At 45.5% G+C, this 25543-nt stretch carries 31 protein-coding genes; 19 read left to right on the forward strand and 12 right to left on the reverse strand.

Annotated features, from left to right (window positions below):
* Positions 1–85: 85 nt before the first annotated feature.
* Both JI667_RS17790 and pta read right to left on the reverse strand, forming a co-directional pair.
* Positions 86–928, reverse strand: a complete 843-nt coding sequence (locus JI667_RS17790; RefSeq protein WP_206857572.1) for a lipoate--protein ligase family protein — start codon at positions 926–928, stop codon at positions 86–88.
* Between the two features lie 242 nt (positions 929–1170).
* On the reverse strand, positions 1171–2142 hold the full coding sequence (pta, locus tag JI667_RS17795; RefSeq protein ID WP_206857574.1) for a phosphate acetyltransferase: 972 nt from the start codon (positions 2140–2142) through the stop codon (positions 1171–1173).
* A gap of 299 nt (positions 2143–2441) precedes the next feature.
* Here pta and hemQ point away from each other — a divergent pair, with 299 nt between their 5' ends.
* The 3 genes from hemQ to gerQ all read left to right on the forward strand — a co-directional run bounded on the left by hemQ (position 2442) and on the right by gerQ (position 4526).
* Positions 2442–3188 (forward strand): hydrogen peroxide-dependent heme synthase, encoded by a 747-nt coding sequence (gene hemQ, locus JI667_RS17800; protein WP_206857577.1) that lies wholly within the window; start codon positions 2442–2444, stop codon positions 3186–3188.
* Positions 3189–3602: 414 nt separating this feature from the next.
* Positions 3603–4025, forward strand: coding sequence for a cell wall hydrolase (locus JI667_RS17805; protein ID WP_206857579.1), 423 nt, complete (start codon positions 3603–3605; stop codon positions 4023–4025).
* Between the two features lie 51 nt (positions 4026–4076).
* Positions 4077–4526: a spore coat protein GerQ gene (gerQ, locus tag JI667_RS17810; RefSeq protein ID WP_206857704.1), complete on the forward strand. Its 450-nt coding sequence runs from the start codon at positions 4077–4079 to the stop codon at positions 4524–4526.
* A 48-nt stretch (positions 4527–4574) separates the two neighbouring features.
* On the opposite strand, the gene JI667_RS17815 is transcribed toward gerQ, so the two are convergent.
* From JI667_RS17815 to JI667_RS17835, 5 genes are all read right to left on the reverse strand, one after another.
* A complete protein-coding gene (locus JI667_RS17815; protein ID WP_206857580.1) occupies positions 4575–4946 on the reverse strand; it encodes a DUF423 domain-containing protein in 372 nt (123 codons plus the stop codon).
* Between the two features lie 20 nt (positions 4947–4966).
* Positions 4967–5254 carry a YwdI family protein gene (locus JI667_RS17820; protein ID WP_206857581.1) on the reverse strand — a complete coding sequence of 96 codons (288 nt, stop codon included), beginning with the start codon at positions 5252–5254 and terminating at the stop codon, positions 4967–4969.
* 80 nt (positions 5255–5334) lie between these two features.
* Complete coding sequence (locus JI667_RS17825; protein WP_098351453.1) at positions 5335–5511, reverse strand: uracil-DNA glycosylase; 177 nt, start codon at positions 5509–5511, stop codon at positions 5335–5337.
* A 37-nt stretch (positions 5512–5548) separates the two neighbouring features.
* Positions 5549–6220, reverse strand: a complete 672-nt coding sequence (locus tag JI667_RS17830) for a uracil-DNA glycosylase (protein WP_206857582.1) — start codon at positions 6218–6220, stop codon at positions 5549–5551.
* Between the two features lie 15 nt (positions 6221–6235).
* Positions 6236–6985, reverse strand: coding sequence for a DUF4230 domain-containing protein (locus JI667_RS17835; RefSeq protein ID WP_206857583.1), 750 nt, complete (start codon positions 6983–6985; stop codon positions 6236–6238).
* Between the two features lie 152 nt (positions 6986–7137).
* On the opposite strand from JI667_RS17835, the gene JI667_RS17840 reads away from it, so the two are divergent.
* The 7 genes from JI667_RS17840 (at position 7138) to JI667_RS17870 (ending at position 12305) form a co-directional block, all read left to right on the forward strand.
* A complete protein-coding gene (locus tag JI667_RS17840) occupies positions 7138–7488 on the forward strand; it encodes a general stress protein (protein WP_206857584.1) in 351 nt (116 codons plus the stop codon).
* Between the two features lie 153 nt (positions 7489–7641).
* Positions 7642–8451, forward strand: coding sequence for a pyridoxine/pyridoxal/pyridoxamine kinase (pdxK, locus tag JI667_RS17845; protein WP_206857585.1), 810 nt, complete (start codon positions 7642–7644; stop codon positions 8449–8451).
* A gap of 201 nt (positions 8452–8652) precedes the next feature.
* On the forward strand, positions 8653–9000 hold the full coding sequence (locus JI667_RS17850; protein ID WP_206857586.1) for a YojF family protein: 348 nt from the start codon (positions 8653–8655) through the stop codon (positions 8998–9000).
* Positions 9001–9035: 35 nt separating this feature from the next.
* Entirely contained in the window at positions 9036–9719 is a 684-nt protein-coding gene (gene bshB2 / locus JI667_RS17855; protein WP_206857587.1) for a bacillithiol biosynthesis deacetylase BshB2, read from the forward strand.
* A gap of 170 nt (positions 9720–9889) precedes the next feature.
* Entirely contained in the window at positions 9890–10618 is a 729-nt protein-coding gene (locus JI667_RS17860) for an ABC transporter ATP-binding protein (RefSeq protein ID WP_206857588.1), read from the forward strand.
* Complete coding sequence (locus JI667_RS17865; RefSeq protein WP_206857590.1) at positions 10608–11624, forward strand: ABC transporter permease; 1017 nt, start codon at positions 10608–10610, stop codon at positions 11622–11624. The genes JI667_RS17860 and JI667_RS17865 overlap by 11 nt, the downstream gene beginning before the upstream one ends.
* A 33-nt stretch (positions 11625–11657) precedes the next feature.
* Positions 11658–12305: a TetR/AcrR family transcriptional regulator gene (locus tag JI667_RS17870; protein ID WP_206857591.1), complete on the forward strand. Its 648-nt coding sequence runs from the start codon at positions 11658–11660 to the stop codon at positions 12303–12305.
* Between the two features lie 42 nt (positions 12306–12347).
* Here JI667_RS17870 and JI667_RS17875 read toward each other — a convergent pair whose 3' ends face one another.
* Complete coding sequence (locus JI667_RS17875; RefSeq protein ID WP_206857593.1) at positions 12348–14729, reverse strand: immune inhibitor A domain-containing protein; 2382 nt, start codon at positions 14727–14729, stop codon at positions 12348–12350.
* Positions 14730–15055: 326 nt separating this feature from the next.
* Here JI667_RS17875 and JI667_RS17880 point away from each other — a divergent pair, with 326 nt between their 5' ends.
* The gene (locus tag JI667_RS17880; protein WP_206857595.1) at positions 15056–15850 is read left to right on the forward strand and encodes an SDR family NAD(P)-dependent oxidoreductase; all 795 of its coding nucleotides are present in this window, start codon (positions 15056–15058) and stop codon (positions 15848–15850) included.
* Between the two features lie 46 nt (positions 15851–15896).
* Here the strand turns inward: JI667_RS17880 and JI667_RS17885 are convergent, their stop codons facing one another.
* Positions 15897–16286, reverse strand: coding sequence for a hypothetical protein (locus JI667_RS17885; protein ID WP_206857597.1), 390 nt, complete (start codon positions 16284–16286; stop codon positions 15897–15899).
* 236 nt (positions 16287–16522) lie between these two features.
* On the opposite strand from JI667_RS17885, the gene JI667_RS17890 reads away from it, so the two are divergent.
* The 6 genes from JI667_RS17890 to JI667_RS22810 all read left to right on the forward strand — a co-directional run bounded on the left by JI667_RS17890 (position 16523) and on the right by JI667_RS22810 (position 19973).
* Positions 16523–17098: a sigma-70 family RNA polymerase sigma factor gene (locus JI667_RS17890; protein ID WP_206857598.1), complete on the forward strand. Its 576-nt coding sequence runs from the start codon at positions 16523–16525 to the stop codon at positions 17096–17098.
* A gap of 3 nt (positions 17099–17101) precedes the next feature.
* Positions 17102–17323: a hypothetical protein gene (locus tag JI667_RS17895; protein ID WP_206857600.1), complete on the forward strand. Its 222-nt coding sequence runs from the start codon at positions 17102–17104 to the stop codon at positions 17321–17323.
* Positions 17324–17528: 205 nt separating this feature from the next.
* Entirely contained in the window at positions 17529–18161 is a 633-nt protein-coding gene (locus JI667_RS17900; protein ID WP_206857601.1) for a D-Ala-D-Ala carboxypeptidase family metallohydrolase, read from the forward strand.
* A 21-nt stretch (positions 18162–18182) separates the two neighbouring features.
* Positions 18183–18728 carry an N-acetylmuramoyl-L-alanine amidase family protein gene (locus JI667_RS17905; protein WP_206857602.1) on the forward strand — a complete coding sequence of 182 codons (546 nt, stop codon included), beginning with the start codon at positions 18183–18185 and terminating at the stop codon, positions 18726–18728.
* 28 nt (positions 18729–18756) lie between these two features.
* On the forward strand, positions 18757–18909 hold the full coding sequence (locus JI667_RS17910) for a YvrJ family protein (protein ID WP_206857603.1): 153 nt from the start codon (positions 18757–18759) through the stop codon (positions 18907–18909).
* Between the two features lie 965 nt (positions 18910–19874).
* Complete coding sequence (locus JI667_RS22810; RefSeq protein WP_224944134.1) at positions 19875–19973, forward strand: putative holin-like toxin; 99 nt, start codon at positions 19875–19877, stop codon at positions 19971–19973.
* Positions 19974–20012: 39 nt separating this feature from the next.
* On the opposite strand, the gene JI667_RS17915 is transcribed toward JI667_RS22810, so the two are convergent.
* A complete protein-coding gene (locus JI667_RS17915) occupies positions 20013–21104 on the reverse strand; it encodes a PQQ-dependent sugar dehydrogenase (protein WP_206857604.1) in 1092 nt (363 codons plus the stop codon).
* A gap of 58 nt (positions 21105–21162) precedes the next feature.
* Positions 21163–22032 carry a Cof-type HAD-IIB family hydrolase gene (locus JI667_RS17920; RefSeq protein WP_206857605.1) on the reverse strand — a complete coding sequence of 290 codons (870 nt, stop codon included), beginning with the start codon at positions 22030–22032 and terminating at the stop codon, positions 21163–21165.
* A 159-nt stretch (positions 22033–22191) separates the two neighbouring features.
* On the opposite strand from JI667_RS17920, the gene JI667_RS17925 reads away from it, so the two are divergent.
* A complete protein-coding gene (locus JI667_RS17925; protein WP_206857607.1) occupies positions 22192–23709 on the forward strand; it encodes a BCCT family transporter in 1518 nt (505 codons plus the stop codon).
* Positions 23710–23832: 123 nt separating this feature from the next.
* Positions 23833–25146 (forward strand): short-chain fatty acid transporter, encoded by a 1314-nt coding sequence (locus JI667_RS17930; RefSeq protein ID WP_206857609.1) that lies wholly within the window; start codon positions 23833–23835, stop codon positions 25144–25146.
* 90 nt (positions 25147–25236) lie between these two features.
* On the opposite strand, the gene sda is transcribed toward JI667_RS17930, so the two are convergent.
* On the reverse strand, positions 25237–25368 hold the full coding sequence (gene sda / locus JI667_RS17935) for a sporulation histidine kinase inhibitor Sda (RefSeq protein WP_206857610.1): 132 nt from the start codon (positions 25366–25368) through the stop codon (positions 25237–25239).
* Between the last annotated feature and the right edge of the window lie 175 nt (positions 25369–25543).

Genomic DNA, 25543 nt, shown 5'->3' on the forward strand with positions numbered 1-25543 from the left:
GTGATTCTCTTTTTTGCGTCTTTTTAAAATTTTTTCCAAATAAAAAAGCCGGACCCCCATACAATCCGAAGTCCAGCTCTCCCATCTATCCCAATACCTTTTCATTCCGATCAACAACCCGCTGATAATACGTTTCGTACATCCCATATTCTTCCCCCTGAAGGGCACTGCTATAAAATTCAACGCTGAACCCTTTCAACGACTGCAGCAAGCGCAGCATCACATCTTGTATCGATAATTCAACTCCCAGGAGCTCCGATAATGAGGCCATCACTTCAGGATGAATGTCAGGGAACGTAAACTTCGTCATTCCATCCTTCAATCCTGTCTCATAAAAACGCTGGATCAGCTCTGCCCGTCCAGAGCCGCTTCCGTTCACGCAGAGATACACCTGGACAGCTACCCCGTTCCGGATCCTCCGCTGGGAGATCCCGGCAAACTTCCGATCATTGATGCTGAGGTCATAGCTTCCTGGACAATACGACTGTGTAATCTCCTTGGCTTCGATTTCCACGTCGAAATCCTTGAATATGTCCTGAACGAGTATCCACATGGCGTCGTATCCACGGTTTATATCGATTCCCTTTTCAGAATCAGGGAATACCAATGAGAGATTCAATACCCCTTCATCCAATACCACCGCTAATCCGCCGGAGTTTCGCACAATATATTGATAGCCTGCCTCTTCCAACACCTTCAGGGCATCGGACAAAAACGGCAGCTTTGTATCCTGTATACCTAACACAACCGTTTGATGATGGACCCATGAGCGTGCCGTCGGGTCTGACTGGCCTGCTCCGACCGCCGTGCACAACGTGTCATCCATGGCGAAGGACTGCAGGGCCCCGAACATCGGTCCTAAACTTGATTGATCAATCACTCTCCATCGGTCTTGACGAAGCAGTGCATATGCTTTTTCTTTATCCATAACGCTTCTCCTTCACTTACAAACATGCGTGATCATTATACCATATGAATGGGGTTTGCTAAAAAAGGGGTAGGACAATCCAGGGTTGGTTTTCGGTTTGCCTGTTAAAAAAGGCATTTATTTTGACAGGTGGATTCCCTTCATTCTTTACCTGTCAACTGTCAAAAATAGAAAGAACTTCAACAGGCAAACAAAAAAACCGGACCCCCAAAAGGATCCGGCCTTCCAATACATCTATATCCTTACAGCGCCTGAGCAGCCGTAATCAATGCAAGCTTATACACATCTTCTTCGTTACATCCCCGGGAAAGATCGTTCACAGGAGCGTTCAATCCTTGGAGGATCGGTCCGACTGCTTCGAAGTTTCCGAGGCGCTGGGCAATTTTATATCCGATGTTTCCAGCTTCGAGGCTTGGGAATACGAATACGTTCGCATTACCTTGGATGTCGGCACCCGGTGCTTTTTTCTCTGCTACCGAGGGAACGAAGGCAGCGTCGAATTGGAATTCACCATCGACTGTCAGTTCCGGTGCTTTTTCTTTTGCGATGGATACGGCTTCAACCACTTTTTCCGTTTCCGGTGATTTGGCCGAACCTTTTGTAGAGAAGCTCAGCATCGCAACACGTGGATCGATGTCGAACATTTCAGCTGTCTTCGCACTTTCAATCGCGATTTCGGCTAAGTCCTGGCTGTCAGGCGTTATGTTGATAGCACAGTCAGCAAATACATATTTCTCGTCTTCCCGTACCATGATGAAGACACCGGACGTTTTCATAACGCCTTCTTTTGTTTTAATGATTTGCAATGCCGGGCGAACGGTATCAGCTGTTGAATGGGCCGCCCCGCTTACAAGACCATGAGCCTGGCCCGTGTAAACAAGCATCGTTCCGAAATAGTTTCCGTCCAGGAGGATTTTCTTCGCTTCTTCTTCAGATGCTTTTCCTTTACGACGTTCTACAAATGCTTTCACAAGCTCGTCCATACCAGGGAATGAGGCAGGATCGACAACGTCACATCCGGCAAGCTTCACACCCAGTTGATCCGCTTTTGTATTTACTTCATCCACGTTTCCGACGACGATCGGCGTCAAGATACCGTCGCTTGCCAAACGGGATGCTGCTGTCAGAATACGTTCGTCTGTCCCCTCAGGGAATACGATCTTTAACTCTTTGCCTTTAACTTTATCTGTTAATGTGGTAAATAAGTTGCTCAATAGAGGAACCTCCTTGATTTATACATATCCAATCTTAGAATACTCTTCTCATATAGGAATTCAAGGAAAAGGAGAAATGATATCGGTTACACGCAAAAAGTCTTTGTTTTCTAACAATTCCTTTTCCTTTTACCCGTTCCTTTATACTCCTAAGCACGCTACCTAGGATAGTGTGTTCCAGAATTCACCGGTCTATCCACGATCTGTGCCATTTTGTCGACATTGGGTTTTGTAATCTTACTCTAAGGTCAAACTATGATATAGTAAAGTTGGAAATAGTACACTAAGGAGTGATTACGTTGGCAGAACCGGCACAAACATTAGATGGTTGGTATTCCCTGCATGATTTTCGCGCGATGGACTGGACTTCATGGAAGATGCTTCCGGGAGAAGAGAGAGACTCTGCGATTGCGGAATTCCACGGTTTCTTAGATCGAATGAACAGTACTCAGGATGCGAAAGAAGGAAGTCATGCCCTATACACGATCGTCGGGCAGAAAGCAGACTTTATGCTCATGATCCTTCGTCCGACAATGGAAGAATTAAATGAACTTGAAAATGAATTCAACAAGCTGAAAATCGCTGAATTCACCATCCCGACTTTTTCCTACGTTTCCGTTGTGGAACTTGGTAACTATATGCCTTCAGAAGGTGACCCTTACGAGAATCCATACGTACAGGAACGCATCTATCCGATCCTTCCGAAAGCAAACCACGTTTGCTTCTATCCGATGGACAAGCGTCGCCAGGGTAATGATAACTGGTATATGCTTCCGATGGAAGAGCGTCGTGACATGATGAGAAGTCACGGGATGATCGGGCGTCAGTACGCTGGAAAAGTAAAACAGATCATTACAGGTTCGGTTGGCTTTGATGATTATGAATGGGGCGTTACCCTGTTCGCCGATGATGTGCTTCAATTCAAAAAGCTTGTATATGAAATGCGTTTTGATGAAGTAAGCGCCCGTTTCGGTGAGTTCGGTGCCTTCTACGTAGGAAACCTATTAAAAGAAGAAGCTATCTCAAAATTCCTTCACGTGAACTAAATACATGACAAACGACAAGTCCCTGTGGCTTGTCGTTTTTTTATCAGAAAGGTGTTGGTTGATTTCTTATTAGTATTTCAATATTAATACCTATATGAAAATGAGAAAACAGGATTTTTAAAATGCGTTCGATTTTCGCTCCATTAGAAGAACTGCTGTTTTCTTTCAGACGTTCTTTCCTCATTTGTAAGCTTTGTCACGTGCTTTCGTAAAGCTAGTGAGGGGCAAAGAAGACACTACATACGTAAAAGCGCTGAGTAGAGCGGAAAGGAACGGTCCACTTTCAAAACAACCACTCATCTTAACAAACCATTCCCCCCACTCCTTCCTTCAAAAAACACAAGAATATATTATTCACCCACAACATAGACATGAAATAGTGAGACATAGCCTCTTCTAAAGTGAGGTGGGAAGATGGGTGTTATTCCTTATAACGAGAAGGAAGTGAAGCTCCTCGCTCGACTGATGAGAGCTGAAGCCGAGGGTGAAGGACAGCAAGGAATGCTGATGGTAGGGAATGTCGGGGTGAACCGGGTCCGATCCGATTGCCTTGACTTCAAGAAGTTGGCGAATCTTCAGGATATGGTATTTCAAAGCCCAGGTGGATTCGAGGCAACCCAGAAAGGATACTTTTATCAGCGGGCTCGGCAGAAGGAAATCGATTTGGCCCGGAAGACCATTAAAGGCAGCAGGTACCATCCTGCTTCCTATTCCCTTTGGTTCTTTAAGCCTGCCGGGAATTGCCCGGCCGAGTGGTATAACCAGTCCAACGCGGGACGATTCAAATCCCACTGTTTCTATCAACCCACTCAAGGTGATTGTCCGAAAGTCTATTAATTTCATTCAAAGGAGGTATTCGGTTTGGCGAACCAACAATCAAACCCTTATATGCAAGGGTATAATCAATCTGCCTATAATCCTTATGGTCAGTATTACGGTGGTGGGCAAGGGCAAGGTCAGGGACAGTATTATCCCCAGCAGCAAGGTGGCGGGAATTATTCGATTCCTTCACCAACAAATGCTCCGGCCCCTTCTCAAAATGTTCCGGGCATGCTCCCGATTGAAGAATCGTATATCGAAAACATTCTCAGGTTGAACAAAGGAAAGGTAGCCACAGTGTATGCGACGTTTGAAAACAATAAGGAATGGAATGCCAAGATCTTTAAGGGGATCATTGAAGCCGCCGGACGGGATCATCTCATCCTGAGCGATCCACAAACCGGGACACGGTACCTCATTCCGATGATTTACTTAGATTACATTACATTCGATGAAGAAATTGAATATGAGTACCCGTATGGTGCAGGCGGTTCAATGCAGAGTTACTCACAACGATAAAAAAACACCCTGTGAGGAAGCTGACTTCCTTACAGGGTATTTTCATGTTTATAATGTTTTTGCCGCAAATATAATGAGAAGGATCCAAGCTGCCAGGAAGCTGACCCCACCAAGGGGTGTAATCGCCCCAAGCACCTTAATGCCGGAAAGACTAAGTACGTACAGGCTTCCTGAGAAAAGAACCGTTCCGATCAGCATCAGCCATCCTGACCAGGAAAGCAGGGATGTCGGGGTTACATTACCCATCAATACGCCGACGATGATAATCCCGATTGCATGGAACATCTGATAAAGAACGCCTGTATTCCAAGTATCAATGTATTTCTGTGAAATCTTCCCTTCCAATGCGTGAGCACCGAATGCCCCCAGTGCCACGGATAAAAAGGCATTGATGGCACCGATAATGATAAATGTTTTCATGGTGAACCTCCTACGTTTGTTTAAAAGTCAAATAATGAATTTCCATTTGCTCCGTCATCCGTTTCAAGCGGCTCTTCCTTTTGAATCGTGACAGGCTTCTGAATCGGCTGGGATTCCTGGAAGTAGGTTGGCTGGGGCTCTGAATAGGTCGGTTGGACAGATGCCCCATTGTTCTCCTCCAGCAATACTTCGCACAGCGCTTTTATTGAATACACATGTTCACGGATCTGCTGGGACTTTTCTGCAGACTTCGCTTTGCCGAGTTCATGTTCAATTTTCTTGATTAATGTTTGATGTGGGATATTCACTCCTGTTGACTCCTTCCACAAGATCTCTCATACAGTATGTACGTCTTTATCCTAATTCTTATTGAAGGATTTCGCAAATATCATCTTTGTTTAGGCTTGAATTTCATACAGGGACTGCCCGAGGATTGAAAAACCACCAGTGAAGGCATCGCTTTCGTTTTAAATCCGTACCCTTTGCACCCTCTGGGATGAGCCTGTTCCCACGTTGTATAAAAATAGTGGCATTGAAAGCAGTTGATTCTTTCTTCTTTTTTCATGCCGCATCCTCCCCCGAGTGTTTCACGTGAAACATTTCTATTCTATGCACCAGTCGATTTCGTCCATGCCGGCTCCATGGAGGAACGCATTTGTTTTCGAAAAAGGTCTGCTTCCGAAAAAACCCCGGTGGGCAGATAATGGACTGGGATGTGGTGCAGACACTACACAATGCCTGGAAGAATCAATGAGGGATTGTTTCGTTTGGGCAGGCTTCCCCCATAAAATAAACACCATAGGCTTCTCCCGCTCATTCAATACAGAAATGACGTGATTCGTGAAACTCTCCCACCCCTTCCCTTTATGGGAGTGAGCCTTGCCATCCTGCACGGTCAGCACGGTGTTCAACAACAGGACACCCTGTTCCGCCCATTTCACTAATGAACCATGAGGGGGAACCGTACATCCAAGGTCCTCTTGAAGCTCTTTGTACATATTTCGCAATGATGGAGGGATCTTCATCCCTTTTTTCACAGAAAAGCTCAGTCCTTCTGCCTGGTGTGGGCCATGATAGGGATCCTGGCCAAGCAGGACAACCTTCACATCCTCATATGCCGTGTAGTGAAAAGCATTGAAAATGTCGTGCATATCAGGGTATATGGTGTTCGTTTCATATTCCCCTTTCAACCATTCTCTTAAATGTTGATAGTATTCCTTTTGAAGTTCATCTTCCAATATATGTGCCCAATCATTTTGAAAAATTGTCGTCACTAAGAGACACCCTTTCTAATTATGGAAATCAATCGTCAAGCTGTAGCCCATTTGCTCAAAGAACCCCTTTAAGGACTTTTCTGCATTTTTCTCCGCTGCCTGAAGGATCCCCTGTTCGATTGCTTCCTGACTGATTTGATCCTTAGCCACTTCAGCAAGGGCAAACCCCTCGTTCCAACCCACATCGTTACGGAAGATCCCTTCTACCGAAAACGTCTTAATGTTGTCCGTATCGATCGAAGGTTCTTGCAGGATCTTCGCCCGGGGCAACGTGAGTCTGATCTCTTTCTTCTCATCATCTACTACTATATCCTTCTCATTAATCCCTTGTAAATCAACACCCGCAAGGACCGTTCCAGGAACGACCATCAGAAGCTTCCGTTTCGTACCGGGCAGGTCGGCATTGATTTCCTTACCGAATAATTGATTATCTTCCTGCTCGATCACGGCCTTCACAAACCCTTGAGCCGTAGCCAGCGAGCTCATATCCTGTATCCGTTCGACAAATGAACCCTTTTCTTCTGTGAAAGTCGAGCCTGATAACCAGGAGTGAATCCCTATATATGCTCCTCCCGCCAATAGTGCGACTACCAGAAGGGTCAGTCCCACCCTCCTTTTCCACATGGTCACAAAGTTTCTTGTCATGCTCCACCGTCTACTGCTTCTATTGTCAATCGCCAAAGAGGCACTTGTTTCTCTTGCAGTTGCTTTCAAATCGGCCAATATCGCTTCCATTTCTTGTATCTTTTTGTATTGACTTGTCATTTCTTCCACCTTCCTCTCTTCTATTATAGGAAATAATGTAGAATCTTGGAAACAATTATTCTGCCGGAAAGAATTTCCATATTATAGAAAGTTTGATATTGGAATAAACGGGAAAAGAAGGGGCAAGACAAAAAAACTGGAGGGTATTGAACATGTATAAAGTCCAGACTGCTGAAAACGCGTTAGAAGCAAAAAAAGAAATTGAAACATTCACAAGCGAAGGATTCACAAAAGATGACATCTACGTATTCGCACATGACAAACACCGCTCTAAACACATTACCGAAGCAACAGGGACGGAATCCACCGGAATAAAAGAACAGGGTATCCTTGAATCCATGGGGAATATGTTCAACAGCCGCGGAGATGAACTGCGTTCAAAAATGAAGTCTGTCGGCATGAATCAGGCAGAAGCCGATGCCTATGAAGAAGAATTGGACAAAGGAAAGCTGGTCATCGTCGCTTCCAAGGAAGCAACCGATAATGATGCCAAGCCTTTCTAAACTTGTTTAACAGTCTTGTAAAGACGTCGATGGATTTTCACTCGACGTCTTTTTTTGTCGTCATCGTGAGTCCCAAGGATTTGTAATTACCCGGTCGATATTATATTCTTTAGTCAGACTTTAACGAGCTATTTTCTTAGGAGGAATGCAACCATGACATTAAAGAAAACACTGACGATCGCCGGTTCCGATACGAGCGGAGGCGCAGGGATCCAGGCCGATCTTAAAACATTCCAGGAGCACGGTGTATACGGTATGACCGCCCTCACGACAGTGGTGACCATGGACCCGAATAACCACTGGCATCACAATGTTCATCCATTGTCCATCGACACGCTGGAAGCACAATTGGAAACGGTCCTGTCTGTCGGGATCGACGCCATGAAGACAGGGATGCTTGGCACCGTTGAAATCATCGAGCTTGCAGCGAAAAAGATCGATGCATTCGGATTGAATAAAGTGGTCATTGACCCCGTCATGGTATGTAAAGGCGAGGATGAAGTCCTCCATCCTGAAACCACTGACGCCATGAGGGAACATCTCTTGCAACGTGCGACCATTGTAACGCCTAACCTGTTCGAAGCTGGTCAGCTTGCCCAGACGGGTCCTCTCAAAACGATTGAAGAAATGAAAGAAGCAGCCAAGAAGATTCACGATCTCGGCGCGAAAAACGTCGTCATCAAGGGCGGGAAGCAATTACAACACGACAAAGCTCTCGATCTATTCTATGACGGAAATGAATTCACTCGCATGGAAGAAGAAAAAGTGGAAACATCTTATAACCACGGGGCAGGATGTACATTCGCAGCAGCGATCACCGCCAACCTCGCTAACGGACAAGGCGTAAAAGAAGCGGTACAAAACGCCAAAACATTCGTCACAGCCGCCATCAAGCACGGCTTCAAACTAAACGAATACGTCGGACCCGTCATGCACGGAGCCTACAACCGATTCGAAAAATAAACACTTGGTGCCAGGCACAAATCAATGATTTCGTGCCTGGCACCTTTTTGGGAGGGACGGACCGCTGCTTAGGAATATTACGAATCCTTCACCTCGTATGAACATCCCTCCCTCAATCATAGTTTTCGCAATCACTCATGAATTTTAGTAAGATAGTACATAATGGTTATGAGTCTTTTCTGTACTTAAGGAGGAAAAAGAATGGAACCGATCAAGATTGCCGATGTGCAGGGGATCATTACTCAGCTTGCACGTCAGGACGTTTATATACATTTAGAAACCACCAATGGAGCCTATGCCTCCCACTTCAACGAAGGCTTTTTCTCTGCGGGAGCGTATATCCGCAACGCGAAAGTCAACTATGAGCACGGAAAAATCATCGGGGACGGACCTTACCGTGTCGGCCTGAAGATCGAACTCGGCTGGATTTACGCCGAAGGACTGACTCATTATGAACTTGATGAACACGGCCGTCTGCTGCTTGCCGGGCATGGCGGGGACGGAAAACTCGCCGTTGCCCTTGAAGTCAGCCCGACACCTTTCAATTAAACTACTTGAACTTTATAGATAAAGGAGAGGTAAAAATGGAAAAAGAAAGACAGGTGCTTGTCATCTTTCCTCACCCGGATGATGAAGCATTCGGCGTATCAGGGACGATTTCCACGCACGTCAACAATGGAACGCCCGTCACCTATGCATGCCTCACATTAGGGGAAATGGGAAGAAACCTTGGGAATCCCCCCTTTGCGACCAGGGAGTCCCTACCTTTAATTAGGAAAAAAGAGCTGCAAAAAGCTGCCGATGTGATGGGAATCCAGGATCTTCGAATGATGGGCTACCGGGATAAGACCCTGGAATTTGAAAATGATGAAAAGCTCTCAAACATGGTGACAGAACTGATTGAAGAATTAAACCCGTCCCTTATCATCACATTCTATCCCGACTACTCTGTGCACCCGGATCACGAAGCAACTGCAAGAGCCGTCGTACGTGCCGTCAGAAGCCTTCCGAAAGCGTCAAGACCGAAGCTTCACTGCCTGGCATTCTCTAAGAATTGCGAAGAAGAATTGGGCAAGCCTGATATCTTTGTGGATATCACACCGGTCAAAGACCAAAAAATCGGTGCCATGAAGGCCCATATCTCCCAAACAGCCTGGATGCTGAAAGATCTTGAAAAAGGGATCCAGCAGAATGACCCTGAATCATTGAAATGGGTCACCGTCGAACGATTCTGGAGCTATCAATGGGAAAATGACAACGTAAAATAATCTTTTCGAAAAGAGTTTGAGCCATTGCTCAAGCTCTTTTTTTATTGTCCTCTTCTATAAATACATTTGGAGAATATAATTTAGTGAGTGATTACTCACTTTACAAAAGATCGTACATAGCTTATAGTATAAGTGAGTAATCACTCATTATCTTGAAAGGTGTGATTCATATGGATTCCATCCTCCAACTAAAGAATCTTTCGAAGTCATTCGGCTCTCAGGAAGTACTAAAGAACATTTCCCTCCACATCCCAAAAGGGAAGATCTACGGTTTATTAGGTCCTTCCGGTTCAGGGAAAACGACGTTAATCAAGCTGATGATCGGTCTTGAAACACATTCATCAGGCAGTGTCACCTATAAAGGAAACAAGTTGAAAGGGAGTGAGCTGTATCCGACCATAGGATATATGGCTCAATCCGATGCCTTGTATGATGAATTGACGGCAAAAGAAAATTTAGCATTTATGGCTTCCCTCTACGGATTAAAGAAAGCCCAACGGAAAGAACAAATGGAAAAGGTGATGACGACAGTCGATTTGTTAGAACACCTCAATAAGCCTGTCCATCAGTATTCAGGGGGGATGAAACGACGATTATCCCTTGCCATCGCCCTCCTCCATGAACCTGAAGTCCTGTTCCTCGATGAACCGACGGTCGGGATTGACCCCGTCCTGCGAAAAGAAATCTGGGATAGCTTCCACCGGCTGAAAGAGGAAGGAAGGACCCTGATCATCACGACCCACGTCATGGATGAAGCAGAAAGATGCGACCAGCTCGGCCTGTTGCAGCATGGAGAGATCATTTCCAGCGACACGCCTGATGCCATTAAAGAAACATATGGCGTCTCTTCCATTGAAGATGTCTTTTTGAAAAATGGAGGTGTTTCCATTGAGAATTAGAGGATTTGTCATACGTATCCTGCAGCAGCTTCTTCGTGATAAACGGACATTGGCACTGATGTTCCTGGCTCCGCTGTTGATTCTCAGCATGCTGGCCCTTGTGTTCAACTCGAAGGACTATGATGCCAAGGTAGCGATTGTGGACCTTCCACAGCAGCTGGAAGCGAAATTCGATACAGAGGATTTCCAATCATACAAAAGTCCGGATAAGGCATTGAAGGACATTAAAAATGGCGAACTCGATGGCTATATTTCATTTGAAGACCCCACATCACCGTCCATTGTTATCGAAGGCAGTGATCCCACGGTCAACGGGGCCGTCATGAAAAAGATTCAGACCTTGCTCCCTTCCGATTCACAGAATCTCTCAGATGAAGTAAAGTATGTGCACGGAAGTAGGGACATGGAGATGTTTGATTCCTTTGGACCGGTACTGCTTGGATTTTTTGTCTTCTTCTTCGTCTTTTTAATCAGCGGGGTATCTTTTTTAAGAGAACGGACAACGGGAACATTAGAGAGACTTCTCGCTTCCCCGATTAAAATCTGGGAGATGGTTGTCAGCTACGTCATCGGATTCGGAATCGTGACACTCTTACAGGCTTCCTTGATTTCATGGTACTCGATCTACGTTCTGGATATGATGATGAAAGGCAGCTTCTTCAACGTATTGATCATCATCGTTTCCTTATCGTTCACCGCACTGACTCTTGGAATATTGCTGTCTGCATTTGCTAAAAATGAATTACAGATGATGCAGTTCATTCCGATTGTTGTCGTTCCACAGTTATTCTTCTCAGGACTCTTTAACTTAGATACCATTTCCGATTGGCTGAGCTGGATCGGACCTTTCACACCGCTCTATTATGCCGCAGACGCATTAAGGGATATCATGATCAGGGGCTATGCATTTGAAGATTTACTCTATAATCTAGCGATTCTGATCGGTTTTTCTCTGCTCTTTATCGTCCTGAATGTTGCAGCCCTCCGAAAATACCGTAAAATATAGGGTAGGAATGAACGACAAGTTAGGGGTTTAAAAATGTCTGAGGAAAAGAATATATTCAAACAATTATTCGACCAGGAAGAAAACCTGACGGATAAACAGCAGAAAATTGTGGAGGCCGCCATTGAAATGTTTGCCGAAAAAGGCTATGCCGCAACCTCCACCAGTCAAATTGCCAAAAAGGCCGGCGTCGCAGAAGGAACCATCTTCCGGCATTACAAAACGAAGAAGGACCTGCTTCTCTCGATTGTATCCCCTACGATGGCTAAACTGATTGCCCCGTTTGTCATCCGGGATCTTAATAAGGTCCTAGATGCGAAATACGAACGCTATGAAGATTTCCTGAAAGCGATGATTCTGAACCGGCAGGAATTCCTGAAAGAGAACATGGCCGCTTTTAAGATTTTGATACAGGAAATCCCCTTTCATCCCGAGCTGAAAGAACAGTTCCGGGAGCATATCGGTGAAAAAGTATTCGAGAAATTCGTGAAGCTCGTTGATCATTATAAAGAAAAGGGACAGATCATCGACATGCCCTCACATGCAGTCGTACGATTTTCAGCCTCCAGCATCTTCGGATTGCTCCTTGTCCGGTATCTCTTCCTCCCTGAAGCCGATTGGGATGATGAGAAGGAGATCGAGATGACGGTGAGGATGATTGTGGATGGGATTGGAAGAGAGTAAAAAAAGGCGACCTTGGAACGTTTCCAAGGTCGCTTCTCTATATTATTTGTGGATCCAAACCGCTCCGGCAGTATTATCTTTCGCTTCACCAATGACCTCGAATTTCAGTCCGAAGTTAGGCGTTTTACGTCCGGCATCTGGGATTAAATTGTTCATATAGGATTTCGAGTCATCGAAGGTACGCACTCCAGCCAGTCCTTTGTAGTCAAAGATGCCACGGGATGGAGAGTCAATGTACCAATCAGGTGCTTTGTCTAATGAGAAGGCCGCATCTGCTACTTGGTAGCGGGTACTTTGATACGTAGAAGGAGACCCGTTTCTCATCCCAATTATAGCTTCTGGATGTGAATCCACAACTCCAATGAACCCTTCACCTGGGTGAACTCCCACCCAGTTATCCGTGAAGCTGTCGTCACCGTACCAGACGACTAAACCAGTGTTATATTTCACTCCGCGTGAATAAGCTAACGCTTTATCGGAGCCTGCATAGTTTCTCCACTCGAGGTAGTAATACTGATTTTTTTTGTCAAAACCGTTGGATACAACGAAACCGGCTGTCGTAAATTTCGGTTCACCTTCAGCATCATCTGAGAATACTTCATTACCATCTACAGTCAAAATTATGTTATCCATTGCAAAGCCATCAAGGGCGAGTCCACCATCCGTAACGTACTCAAAATAAAGTTTGACTTTCTCGCCTGCAAACTGGCTTAAATCATACCCTTTATCGACCCATTCACCCTTAGTCGAGTCCGCTCCACCACCTGAGTTGAAGTCTCCTAATACATCCAGCTCAACTTCCTTACCGCTATCCGATACAGCCGTGACATACAAATAATCATAGTCATACTCAATATCATATAGCGTTTTAAAATCAAACGAAGCCGTTTTTGCAGTAGTCAAATCAAACTCAGGAGACACCAACGTAGTATTGAGGTCATCACCCTTCGTACTGTAATAATACTTTTTCCCGAAGGCCGGCTGAATTCCCTTTACTTCCTTCTTAGGAAGATTCACTTTCACGATGCCTGGGTTCTTAGATTTCGTTACACTCTGATCAATAAATGTAGCCAGCCCATTTTTATCGATTTCTTCATAATTCACCTCAGTAATATTCGCCCAGTTTCCACCCATCGTCTTCTGGAAGAACTCCTTATTCTGAGGAGAGAAGCTTGTCGGTGCCGTTCCCGCAATATTTCCATTCCAGCTACCTCCACTCATGATGGACCAGGAAGCGACCGGCTCTCCTTGACCGGTGTATTGGGTGTCGTATTCATCAGGCAGTCCTAGATCATGACCGAACTCATGGGCGAAGACTCCGACTGCACCGTCTTCTGGTTGGATGGTGTAATCGTATGCTGCCATTTTACCGCCCCAATAATCTACCTTAGCAGTAGTGTTTGATACGGGAAATACTCCATTTAAGGTCCAACGATGAGACCAAATCGCGTCATCTCCAAGAGCACCACCGCCAGCTTCTTGTCCAGTTCCAGCATGAATGATCATTAAATGATCTACTAAACCGTCGGGCTCGTTTAGATTTCCGTCTTCATCCATATCATATTGATCATATACATCGTATTGAGATAAATCCATCCCAGATGCCACTGCTGCATTCAAAGCATCTTTGACCAAATCGCGGGGACCTTTCGGAGCTAAATTGTCATGTCCGCCAGCCGGGCTGTCATCACCATATTCACTGGCCTTTCCTGGCACCGTCAACCAATCAGATACAGCCCCGTCCAACGTATAACTTCCCCCTGACTGCTCTTCATAAAACTGCTTAAAGGTTTTTACTTTTTCCCCATTAAACAATTTGAAATCCTTATCTCCGAACATTAACTTTTCATAATGCTCTTTATTGAAATCATTAGAGAACATATATCCTTCTTCTTGCTCAATATTATTATGTTTAAAGTCAGCGAACTCAGTTAGGAGTACTAACACCTTATCCGTACGAACATCTCCATTGTATTTGTCCTGTTTAGCAGAGTTTACTTTTACAGTTCCGGTAGGCTTCCCCTTTTTAAAGTTGCCATGACCTTTTTCAAGCTGTTTCATCAGTTTATCTTTTTGTTTAGTCAGGAAGTCTTTTGTCTTTTTATCCATTTCATCATGCTTTTTGGTCTCAGAACTTTTGCTTCCTTTCACACTTTTTTTCTTGTTTATGTACTCTTTAACAGCTTTCTGGATCTCTGCAGATGAGGCATTCTTGGAAATAACCCCTTGATCTTTGAGAGCTTTTGCCAACCGGTCTTCGTTAATGATGTTTAAATCGATCGGTGCCGATTCTATCGTAGTAGATGCAGTAGACACAGGTACCACCTTGGATCCTGCCACACTACCTGCAAATAATGTCGATGCTACTATAGTACTCGCGGTGATGCTTGTAAAAACTTTTAATGCCGTCTTTTTCTTCCCCAACTGATTCACCCCTGTAATTTAATAGATTACTAGTTTCGTTCTTATTGAAGAACAGATTGATCATATCAATTAGTCTGAATATTGTAAATACTAGTGATAAAACTAGTCAAAAGAAGTGAAAAAGTTACAATTTACGAGGTATTTCGTCTCTTACTTTCGGCATGAAACGATATTAGAGGGGGTTGGTTCTACTAAGACAACATATATTTTCAATTCCATCCAACTTAACTATAAGACTGGGGTATTATTTTTCAAATACGCTCCCTTCCGTTTCCCGCCTCCCCCCATCGGGTAAAACCAACTATACATCACAAGGAGGTAAAGAAATGAGTTTTCTTTTTCACGAAAGTACGTTGAAAGACCAGCACATCCTCATCACCGGAGCCACCGGCGGCATCGGATATGAGACGGCGAAGGTTGCCGTCCAGGCGGGTGCCCGCGTGACGATTACCGGGCGGAATGAAGATAAGTTGAAGGAGCTGAAGGCAGAGTGCGGGGATTCAAGTAAAGTGTTCCTATACAAAGCGGATCTTACGAGTAATGATGACCGAGAACACCTTCTGTCAGCAGCAACGAAGCAGCATGGTTCCATTACGGGTCTTGTGAATTCAGCCGGCATTGGCGGCGGTGATATGGTGGAGAACGTATCTGAAGAAGATCTCCGCAGTATTATGGAGCTCAACTATTTCTCCCTCGTTCAACTCTCTCAGGCAGTTTACAACCATATGAAGGATAATCAAAAAGGAGCGATCGTCAATATCTCTTCCCTTTCAGGACTGAGAGGCACCAAGGGAAACAGTGCGTACAGCGCGTCGAAGTTTGCGGTGACTGGCTTCACCCAGGCCTTTGCCCATGAAGCGATTGAGCATAAGATCAGGGTGAATGCCATCTGTCCTGGGTATGTCGATACGGAGATGGGCCGTAACGCCATTAAATCAAAAGGGGAACGAGAAGGGCGAAGCTATGAGGAGCAGTTGGAAGTCGCCAAAGGCAGCATTCCTTCAGGAAAACTGACTTCACCCGTCGAAGTTGCCAACACCATTGTCTATCTTTTAAGCGACGCTGCCGAAAACATTGTCGGGGAATCGGTTAAAATCTCAGGGGGAAGCGTGATGCGCTGACCGGTTATAAACAAAAAAACGGGGCAGGGATGTTTCACCCTTGCCCTTAACTGCCCTCTTGGATTTTCTTTTTGATCTCATCAATATACTTTTGCTTTTCTTTTTCATTGTTGAGCTGGTCATTGTTTTTATCCTGCAGGTATTTTTGCAGTGCCTTTTCAATTTCTTCATGTGAGGCATCTTCCGATATGACTCCGGTCTTCTTTAACATCTCGATGATTTTTTCATCATTGGCCAGAACATCCATCTTGTTTGCAGGCTTCTCTGCAGGTACATCCGAGTTGACTTCAGTAGAATCCTGCTCCTCTTCCGGGTCTTCAGAAGCACATCCGTTCAATAGAACAGGAACGAGTATAAATGCGAACATCCATTTACTACGCACAGTATCACTTCCCTTCAAAGAGAATGGGCGATTATATACTATATTAGATAACATACCCTTCAACCCCTCTATCAATCACAAATCTACCTGATATTAGGGAAAATTAGTGCATTCATCACTTACTTCATTCTGTAATATATGGTTTAATAGATAGTACTATGGAACGATATAAAAGAAGAAGGTTGTGGAACCGGGTTTGTTCCGCTTCTTTATAAAGTAAAAGCCGAGAGAGATTTTCTCCTCTTTTTTTTACTTTAAAATCGAACATACGTTCTATTGGTGGTGAAAAAATGGACACATTAGTGAAAGAGTTTTATCGTCATTATCCTCATCTCAAACATAATAAAGCCGTTGAGTCCTTCATCAGTCAAGGAGAGAATCAGAAGTTAGTGGAAGAATTTTTACGTCACCCCAGTGCACTTAAGGAAGAACGCTTAAACGACGCTTTCAAAGCCCATTATTTCGATATCCGGTTTACCTCTTACGTCAGTTCATCCCTCTATTTTCACAGCGTGAACTTTGACAAGCATATAAGGAAATACAGCGAGCGCCACCCCCTTACCCTGGATGACCAGGCAGGTGAAGAGGGCGGATCGTTCATCGACCTTGTTCCGGATCCGTCCCCGGATATTGCTCCATTTACCAATTATTCGACCTTAGGGGATTGCCTGGAGAACGAAGAACTCCTCTTGGCCTATAAATCATTGACGGACAAACAGAAGCATATCCTGGATCTTGCCTATGTGCAGGAATTATCTGATACGGAAATCGCCAGAACGCTTGGTGTATCGCAACAAGCCGTCTCCAAGAGTCACAGAAAGGCTTTGAGCCTATTAAAATCCATTTTAAAAAAAGGAGAATCATAAACGATGGGAATTCTATACGATCTCGTGAAAGAAGCGAAAAGCAACACGGAATATGAAACGAAGGTCATCCGTTCGTTCGAGCCCAAAATCAAGAAGTCATTGTATCTGACACGACTTGAAAACAGGGACGATCTCGAACAGGAGTTAAAGATTAAATTGATCCGCTATGTCCGGGACTACTCAATTGAAAATGTACCTGGACTCTTTGATTTGAAGAAGCAATGAAGAAAGGACAAGTGCCCGATTCCGGGTGCTTGTCCTTTTTTTCATCCATGATCCATCCATAGAATTTTAAAAGATAGGTTGTCATTTTCCCTTCTGGCTCTTCTTTATACAGTGTAAGGCAAACAGCACCGAGCGAGAGGGATTGGGATGGTCTCTCTCACTCATCATCCCCTTTGCCTAGAAAAAATTAAGGGAGCGATGTTGGATGAATTGGACACGAACACTACGACAAGGTGATTCAGGCAGTGATGTAAAGGAACTTCAAATCCGAGTGGCTGGTTGGGCAGCGGATTCCCCTTCAAAAACGCATGTTTCAGTAGACGGGGCATTCGGGCCCGGCACGGAAGCCGCGGTCAAACGATTTCAAAATGCTTACGGTCTGTCAGCGGACGGAATCGCAGGACCTCAGACACACAGCCAGTTAAACGCCCTGGAAGCGAGCGACGGGTCGACGGCCAACTTCGCATTCAGCGAATTTTACTCCAAGGACGGTAGCGGCTTCTCCGGAGGAAATGTCGGCTCGACTCAGGTAAGGGAGAATGTCCGTCGACTGATGTACAAGCTTGAAGCCCTCCGAAAAAAATTGGGTAATCCTCCTGTTGTCATCAACTCCGGCTTCAGGAGCATCACCCACAACCGCAATGTGGGCGGTGCCTCTAACAGTATGCACACGTATGGAATCGCTGCCGATGTCGATCCTTCAGGAAAGACACCGACTCAAGTGGCAGAAGTCGCCAAAACATGTGGTTTCAGCGGGATCATCAAGTACTCTACATTCGTTCATAATGACAGCCGCATTGAATACCCGTATGGTGCCGGGGCTTATTACTGGGCTTAAAAATAAGAGGGGGAATAGTATATGCCAATCATCGTACTTGATCCAGGCCACGGGGGAACAGACCCTGGTGCGTCTGGTAACGGATTGCAGGAAAAGAACCTGACGTTAACGATCGGTTTGAAAGTGAAGCAATTACTCGAAGCGAACTATGTCGCAGACGTGAGGCTGACGAGAGCCACGGATGTCTATGTAGGGCTTTCGGAGCGGGCTGACTTTGCTAATGCCACCGGGGCCTCTTACTTCGTCTCCCTTCATCACAATGCCGGTGGAGGCACCGGGTTTGAAAGCTACATTTACCCGGGGACAAGCTCCTCGGAAACAGGAAGGCGCCAGGACGTCATGCATGGAGAAATCATGCATTTCCTCTCGGGGTATGGTGTACGGGACCGGGGACAGAAGGAAGCGAACTTTGCCGTATTGAGAGAAACAGCCATGCCAGCGATTTTGTTGGAAAACCTCTTTATAGACACCGTGAATGATGCCAATCTCTTAAAGGACCCCACTTTTATCACGGGGCTTTCAAGCGCCATTGCCACGGGCATCGGAAAGGCATTGAAACTCTCATAACCAAGCCTATTGCAAAGGAGGAGCACGAATGGATTATTCCGTATTCGTTCAATTACTTGGTAATTTCGGATTTCCCATTGCCGTCACACTCTTTCTGTTAGTGAAGCTTGAGAAAAAATTGGAGCAGCTGGAACTCGCGATTCATGCTCTATCTAAGTCTTTAAATAAAAACGTGAAATGATTAAGAACTGCAATATAAAAAAGCATGAAACCCTGATTTTCAGAGGTTTCATGCTTCTTTGTATTTGGCTGTTTTCGCAAAGATTGTTGCTGTTCGCATACCCATTAAGATTTTCGATGCTCTGTCATTTAAGTTGTGGTGCAGGAGGGTGAAGGGAGCAGTCCCGCTTTCCACGGACGTTCGGCCGAGCCTCCTCAGCAAAAACCGCTTCCAGGCTCGGCACGCCCGTTTTCCCTAGGAGTCAACGCAGTTCCCTTCACCCTCTAGAGTAGTAAGTGTTGACAGAGCAAAATAGATCGTGAACATGGGTTGTGGAAGGGTAATGTACGATTAAATAAAATCGTTCACTACAACAAATGAATAAGCAGTGGCATAAGCGATCTCCACATTTTCTTTATGGTTGTAAAACATAGTTGATTCTCGACTCCTGAGGGAAACGCTGGACAGCACGAAATGCGGAGGCGGCTCGTTCAGCCCCGACAAGCATAAGCTAAATGGACTAAGAAGGCGTCCTTTTGCCTTCTTGGGCCATTTAGCTTATGACCTCGAGGGGCTAGCCGCCGTAGCTGGACAGCACGAAATGCGGAGGCGGCTCGTTCAGCCCCGACAAGCATAAGATCAATGGACTAAGAAGGCGTCCTTTTGCCTTCTTGGGCCATTTAGCTTATGACCTCGAGGGGCTAGCCGCCGTAGCTGGACAGCACGAAATGCGGAGGCGGCTCGTTCAGCCCCGACAAGCATAAGATGAATGGGCTAAGAAGGCGTCCTTTTGCCTTCTTGGGCCATTTAGCTTATGACCTCGAGGAGGCTCACCGCCAGTCCCGCGGAAAGCGAGCACCTGCAGCGGAAATCACCAGCCACTCGCTACATCCAAAAGCAACAATGTTTACGAAAACAGCATTGTATTTTTACGTATAGGACAATCTTAGATCCGGGAAGCCTTAGAGTAAGGAGGCGATGTATACATGGATACATTCGAAGTATTATCTCTGATGCTCAGCTTTGGGATGTTTGTGATTGCGATTCTGAAATATAAAGACAATGATGAGAATAAACATTCATAAACACGCTCTTGCAGCGTGTTATTTTTTTGCACCGAACCTCTATTCTTCCTTCATCAACGATTTCAAATCCACCTCATACAGCTTATCATCGTTCTCACGGGGAATCCCGCGGCCGTCCGTATTATTGGATACAAAGTAAAGGGTGTCCCCTTCGACCAGCACATCTCTTACGCGCCCAAACCCTGTAAGCAGGTCGGATACGCGGTGAGTCTCTGTATCAAATCGCTTCACGCTTTGACCGGCAAGGGACGCAAACACCAGATCACCGTTCCAGAAGTCTGCGCCTGACGGGGCCCATGACGGTTCTCCTGAATGGGCCAATGGTGAAATCAACGACTCTTTTTGTTCATCCCCAGTGATTTTAGGCCATCCGTAATTGTCTCCAGCCTTGATCAGATTGATTTCATCAAACCCATTCGGACCATGTTCGGTATCATAAAGCTCTCCATCCTGATTCCAGGCAAGGCCTTGGGGATTCCGGTGACCGTAGCTGTAAACATAAGAATCTTTGAATGGATTATCAGGGGGCATTCTTCCATCCAGGTCCATGCGGAGGATTTTCCCTCCCAGATACGTGAGATCCTGTGCCTTATCCTGTTTGGTGGCATCCCCCGTAGTAATGTAGAGCTTGTGATCGGGACCGATTTCCAGCCTGCCACCCTGGTGATACTGTCCACCGGGAATCCGGTCCAATAATACTTCTTCCTCGGTCCACTGGTTTTCTTTCCGCTTCAGTACGACGACCCTGTTGTAGGGGTCCCCCGCTTCATCATACGTATAATAGGCAAAAGCCTGCTGGTTACGTTTATAATCCGGATGGAGCACAAACCCTAATAAGCCGGCTTCTGGCCTTCCCGATAGATCTTTGGAGAGATTGGTTTTTATAACGGACTTCTTACCTTCCGTTATCTCCACGATTCCGCCGGTTCGTTGTGTGATATAGAAAATACCGTCAACCTTCTGGATGGACCAGGGAATGGTGAGATTCTGTGCCACCACTTTACTTTCAACACTCGGCCTTGTGACAGACTCGCTTTCTTCCTGTTGCCTATCTGGATGTCCGAAAGAGCACGCACTAAGCAGTATGATCTGACTTATGAACAACACGAGCCAACTTATCTTGCTTTTCATACCAACAGCTCCCCTTCCTCACCCTTTTAACCAGTATGGACAACAGATGCTGTTCTCATTACTTTGCCGGAAGTTTGATCGCCTCCTGTATCGCTTTGGCTACACCGTCTTCCTTGTTCGTTGCCGTGATGAACGGACAGAATTCTTTAATCTGATCCAGGGCATTTCCCATGGCTACCGGTCTTCCCACTACTTTCATCATGGACAGGTCGTTCAGATTATCACCCATGGCCATGCTATTCTCAGGGGATAGCCCTTTGTCCTTGAGCAATTTTTCAAGTGCGACTCCTTTTTGGGCTTCTATGCTGTTCACCTCAATATTTTCTTTCCCTGATGAGCTAATGGCGATTCCTGACAGTTCACGTAATTTTTCGTTTGCTTCTGCCAACTGGTTCTCTTCAAATGAGAAAACAAGGAATTTATAGACAAGCTCGGAATCACCTTCGAAAAGAACCCCGTAATCGTCCACAAGTTTGATATGACCTTTTTCAAATCGTTCACGTGCCGTTTGTCTCACTTGCTCCTCCGATACATTCGGGTTGGCTGTGGTGAAAATGTCGACGATCAGTTCGACTCCCATTTCATAGTTTTCCGTATACGTCCCACGGTCTGTGTAGATTTCAAAATAAATGCCGGTTTCATTCAGTACTGCAGCAATCTCTTTTGCCTTTGCTGATTCAATCCCCGCCTGGTAGATGATCTCTCCCTGTTTATTTCGGACCTCAGCCCCATTGGCACAGACGATTTCACAGGTAATACCGGCTTCCTCGATGACATATCGCGCCTCTTCATACGACCTGCCTGTTGCCACGACGACTTCAATCCCTTGCTGTTGTGCGTCGAGGATTGCCTGCTTATTTGCTTCACTAATTTCCTGATGTTCGTTCAATAGTGTTCCGTCCATATCTGTCGCAATCAATGTAATCATGTATAAACACCTTCCTCTTGTTGAATATTCTTAATTTAGCCATTGTATCATGAATTATTTATCGGGTTATACTGAACACCCTCGTGAGATGAATACCTTTCAAATTTTAGGGTATGGGAATAATGAGAACGTTCGTCTATTCTATCGGGAGGTCATGTCATGGGTAATCGTACTTATTTGAACAAAGTGTTTTGGATTTCAGCTATTATTGTGTCCATCTTAGTTATCTTCGGCGCTTCTTTTCCGAAACTTTTTGCAAAAGGAGCGAATGCAGCCTTTGGTTTCACTACCTATTCCTTCGGGTGGTTTTATCTAGCAGCGGTGTTTTTCTTCGTGCTATTCCTTCTGTTTCTCATGGGGAGTAAGTATGGAAAAGTCCGGCTTGGGAAGGACGATGAACGCCCTCAATATCCATTCTTCACCTGGATCGGAATGTTATTCTCAGCCGGTTTCGGAATCGGACTTGTGTTTTGGGGAATCGCTGAGCCAATGAGTCATTTCTTTGAAACCCCGATTCCGGGTGTGGAAGCCCAAACGGAAGAAGCCGCCCGCCTTGCCATGGGCTATGCTTTTTTCCATTGGGGAGTCAGTCAATGGTCTGTCTTTACGATTGTCGGATTGATTATTGCTTACTTTCAATTCAGGAAAGGGGAGAATGGACTCGTTTCCACCTCCCTTTCTACCATAATCGGGCGGCGTAAAGGCTCAGCAGGCCTTAAGGATACCATTGATATCCTTGCGGTCATTGCTACTGTCATGGGTGTAGCGACGTCTCTTGGTCTCGGGATTCTGCAGATCAACGGGGGTCTGAGCTCAGTATTTGGTCTAGGGAGTGGAACCGTGACTCAGCTCGTCATCGTGCTCATCCTCCTCGTCCTTTATTTAGCATCCTCCACAACCGGACTGGATAAAGGGATCAAATGGCTCAGCAACCTCAACCTATCCCTCGCCCTGATCTTGATGCTGTTTGTCTTTATCGTCGGTCCGACGGTGTTTATATTAAATACCTTCACGCTCGGAATCGGCGATTATATCTCCAATTTCATTCGTTACAGTTTGCGTCTGACCCCTTATCAGGGCGGGACATGGGTACAGGATTGGACGATATTCTATTGGGCGTGGGCCATCGCCTGGTCTCCATTTGTCGGTGCCTTCATTGCCCGTGTCTCACGGGGAAGGACCATCCGGGAATTCATTGTCGGTGTGCTGGTCGTTCCACCACTGATCGCCCTTATGTGGATCGCCGTATTTGGAGGAACCGCCCTTCATTTAGACTTATTTAACGGAACATCCATTGCCGAAGGCGTCAATAAAGATGTCACGAGTGCTTTATTTTCAACGTATGGGGAGCTTCCCTTTACAATGGTCATGTCCGTATTATCCATTTTATTGATTTTCACTTTTCTCATTACATCGGCTGATTCAGCTACGTATATATTAAGCAGCATGACGACGGAAGGGAGCTTAAATCCCCCGATGATCGTGAAGATCGTGTGGGGAGTCCTGATCGCCGCCATTGCCGCCGTCCTCTTGGCTTCCAGTGGACTGGAAGGATTACAGACCGCCTCCCTCGTCTCGGCGCTGCCATTTACGGTCATTCTGATCCTGATGTGTGTGACCTTATTCCGGCTACTTCGGAAAGAAAGGAAAGGTAACCACCATCCCTCAAAAAAATAATCAATTGCGCCTGAACTCTTATATAAGAGTCGGGCGCTTTTTCATTTTTCCGAAATTGAAAGGGTTTTCACACATAATGATAGAACAATAGGAAAGGTGTACTTTTTTAAAAGGGGGATTAAGATGAAAGGACTTATTTCATTATCAAACAGAATGATGCAACGTTATTTGCCCGATCCATTTTTATTTGTGGTCATACTGACGCTGGCCGTTTTCGGGCTTGGTCTCATCTTCACCGATCGTTCGAGTCTTGAGATGGTTCAGTTCTGGGGAGATGGTTTCTGGAGCCTTCTTGCCTTTTCCATGCAAATGGTGCTTGTCCTTGTAACAGGATACGTTCTTGCGAGCAGCCCATTGTTTAAACGATTCCTCGGCTTTCTTGCATCTTTTGCGAAGTCTCCTGGTTCCGCTATCGTGATCGTGACCGTCGTTTCCATGATTGCAAGCTGGATCAATTGGGGATTCGGACTTGTCATCGGAGCACTTTTTGCGAAAGAACTCGCCAAGCGGGTGAAGGGCGTCGATTACCGCTTGCTGATTGCAAGTGCCTACTCTGGATTTGTCGTCTGGCATGCAGGATTTTCCGGATCGATTCCGCTCTCGATCGCGACAGAAGGGCACCCGTTCCAGGATTTAATCGGTGTCATCTCTACGAACGACACCATCTTTGCTACATCCACTCTTATCATTGTAGCAGCACTCTTTCTTATCCTGCCCATCACCAACCGGATGCTTATGCCGTCTAAGGATGAGACGATAACGGTTGATCCCGAAATCTTCAACGAGACGGCTGTCGCCATTGAAGAAGAGGCAGTGACACCTGCGGACCGTTTGGAAAACAGCATGATATTATCACTTGTTGCAGGGGTGCTGGGAATTGCGTTTTTATTTTCATACTTTATCAAAAATGGTTTCGCCCTTAATTTGGATATTGTAAACTTTTTATTCTTATTTCTCGGCATCCTGTTTCACGGGACCCCGAAACGGTTTCTTGCTGCAGTCCAGGAGGCGATCAAAGGGGCAAGCGGAATTGTCATTCAATTCCCTTTCTACGCCGGCATCATGGGGATGATGACGGCATCTGGACTTGCTGTCATCATGAGCGAAGCCATCGTATCGATTTCAAATGATGTAACGTTTTATTTCTTTGCCTTCCTGAGCGCCGGGATCGTCAACTTCTTTGTTCCTTCCGGCGGTGGACAATGGGCCGTTCAGGCCCCGATTATGCTCGATGCCGCCCAAGCCATGGATGCTTCTGTGGCTAAGACAGCCATGGCCGTCGCCTGGGGTGATGCTTGGACCAATTTGATCCAGCCGTTCTGGGCGTTGCCGGCATTAGCCATTGCAGGCTTGAAGGCAAAGGACATCATGGGGTACTGTGTCATGATCCTGGTCATCAGCGGCGTCGTCATTTCCCTTGGATTACTGCTTCTATAAAGAACCTTATATCCAATAAAAAGGCTGGTCTTCTCAAGGAAGGCCAGCCTTTATGTATGGACGTTCATTATTTATCTATGCACTTATTTGTTACCGTACACTTTCCCTTCTTTCCAGCTCCCCTTCTAACATCTCAATAAACTCCTCTTCCAAACCTTCTTCCTGTGCCAGCTGATAAACATTGGCCAATTGCTCTTCTGTAAGTATTGTTAAAGATGTCATCGATTACAACTCCTGATTCATCAAGATATGAATTCTTAATACCCTCTTAAACAAAAGGTAAACCTAATTTTCAAAATAAATAATCTATTTATTTGAACAACTAAACCATCTGGCGGACTAAGTTATTATTGAAATTTTTTAAAATTTTAGTAAAATAGTATAGGTACGAAAGAGA

Source organism: Bacillus sp. NTK074B (genome assembly GCF_017303375.1).
Lineage (GTDB): Bacteria > Bacillota > Bacilli > Bacillales > Bacillaceae_B > Rossellomorea.

Coding starts and splice junctions, on each gene's coding strand:
- JI667_RS17895 (WP_206857600.1), top strand. CDS start 17,102: ATGGGAATTCTATACGATCTCGTGAAAGAAGCGAAAAGCAACACGGAA.
- JI667_RS17835 (WP_206857583.1), bottom strand. CDS start 6,985: ATGACAAGTCAATACAAAAAGATACAAGAAATGGAAGCGATATTGGCC.
- JI667_RS17790 (WP_206857572.1), bottom strand. CDS start 928: ATGGATAAAGAAAAAGCATATGCACTGCTTCGTCAAGACCGATGGAGA.
- JI667_RS17920 (WP_206857605.1), bottom strand. CDS start 22,032: ATGATTACATTGATTGCGACAGATATGGACGGAACACTATTGAACGAA.
- JI667_RS17825 (WP_098351453.1), bottom strand. CDS start 5,511: ATGAAAAAAGAAGAAAGAATCAACTGCTTTCAATGCCACTATTTTTAT.
- pdxK (WP_206857585.1), top strand. CDS start 7,642: ATGACATTAAAGAAAACACTGACGATCGCCGGTTCCGATACGAGCGGA.
- JI667_RS17925 (WP_206857607.1), top strand. CDS start 22,192: ATGGGTAATCGTACTTATTTGAACAAAGTGTTTTGGATTTCAGCTATT.
- gerQ (WP_206857704.1), top strand. CDS start 4,077: ATGCAAGGGTATAATCAATCTGCCTATAATCCTTATGGTCAGTATTAC.
- JI667_RS17815 (WP_206857580.1), bottom strand. CDS start 4,946: ATGAAAACATTTATCATTATCGGTGCCATCAATGCCTTTTTATCCGTG.
- JI667_RS17880 (WP_206857595.1), top strand. CDS start 15,056: ATGAGTTTTCTTTTTCACGAAAGTACGTTGAAAGACCAGCACATCCTC.
- JI667_RS17930 (WP_206857609.1), top strand. CDS start 23,833: ATGAAAGGACTTATTTCATTATCAAACAGAATGATGCAACGTTATTTG.
- JI667_RS17840 (WP_206857584.1), top strand. CDS start 7,138: ATGTATAAAGTCCAGACTGCTGAAAACGCGTTAGAAGCAAAAAAAGAA.
- sda (WP_206857610.1), bottom strand. CDS start 25,368: ATGACATCTTTAACAATACTTACAGAAGAGCAATTGGCCAATGTTTAT.
- JI667_RS22810 (WP_224944134.1), top strand. CDS start 19,875: ATGGATACATTCGAAGTATTATCTCTGATGCTCAGCTTTGGGATGTTT.
- bshB2 (WP_206857587.1), top strand. CDS start 9,036: ATGGAAAAAGAAAGACAGGTGCTTGTCATCTTTCCTCACCCGGATGAT.
- JI667_RS17890 (WP_206857598.1), top strand. CDS start 16,523: ATGGACACATTAGTGAAAGAGTTTTATCGTCATTATCCTCATCTCAAA.
- JI667_RS17915 (WP_206857604.1), bottom strand. CDS start 21,104: ATGAAAAGCAAGATAAGTTGGCTCGTGTTGTTCATAAGTCAGATCATA.
- JI667_RS17885 (WP_206857597.1), bottom strand. CDS start 16,286: ATGTTATCTAATATAGTATATAATCGCCCATTCTCTTTGAAGGGAAGT.
- JI667_RS17905 (WP_206857602.1), top strand. CDS start 18,183: ATGCCAATCATCGTACTTGATCCAGGCCACGGGGGAACAGACCCTGGT.
- JI667_RS17805 (WP_206857579.1), top strand. CDS start 3,603: ATGGGTGTTATTCCTTATAACGAGAAGGAAGTGAAGCTCCTCGCTCGA.
- JI667_RS17870 (WP_206857591.1), top strand. CDS start 11,658: ATGTCTGAGGAAAAGAATATATTCAAACAATTATTCGACCAGGAAGAA.
- JI667_RS17900 (WP_206857601.1), top strand. CDS start 17,529: ATGAATTGGACACGAACACTACGACAAGGTGATTCAGGCAGTGATGTA.
- JI667_RS17850 (WP_206857586.1), top strand. CDS start 8,653: ATGGAACCGATCAAGATTGCCGATGTGCAGGGGATCATTACTCAGCTT.
- JI667_RS17860 (WP_206857588.1), top strand. CDS start 9,890: ATGGATTCCATCCTCCAACTAAAGAATCTTTCGAAGTCATTCGGCTCT.
- JI667_RS17910 (WP_206857603.1), top strand. CDS start 18,757: ATGGATTATTCCGTATTCGTTCAATTACTTGGTAATTTCGGATTTCCC.